We start from the raw sequence: 286 nt of genomic DNA on the forward strand, positions 1-286 counted from the left end.
TTACGCATTTCAATCCTTCCTTGCACAATCAACTAGGCTAAAAGTTGTGCAGAAACGGTTTTATCACATTCATATGCACAACTCTGCAGCTTACATCCTTTTACCGCCTGCAATATACCTCTATCGCCCGGCTGACAAAGGCCGCCGTACCGGCGCCCCCAGCTTTATCGATGTTTGCCGAAAATTCCGCGTCTGCGATATACATCGCGCCAAGCCCTGCTAAGATCTCATCGGTACAGGTATAGTAGTGTTCCGTAATAAAATCCTGCAGCTTCTGCACCTGTGC

1 protein-coding gene is annotated in these 286 nt (G+C 48.3%); it reads right to left on the reverse strand.

Features of this window, described 5'->3' with window-relative positions:
- Positions 1 to 100: 100 nt before the first annotated feature.
- Positions 101 to 286 (reverse strand): TipAS antibiotic-recognition domain-containing protein (locus D1841_RS18010; RefSeq protein WP_207710207.1); only part of this gene is annotated, 186 nt, incomplete at its 5' end.

The organism is Neglectibacter sp. X4 (genome assembly GCF_009917365.1).
GTDB lineage: Bacteria > Bacillota > Clostridia > Oscillospirales > Acutalibacteraceae > Acutalibacter.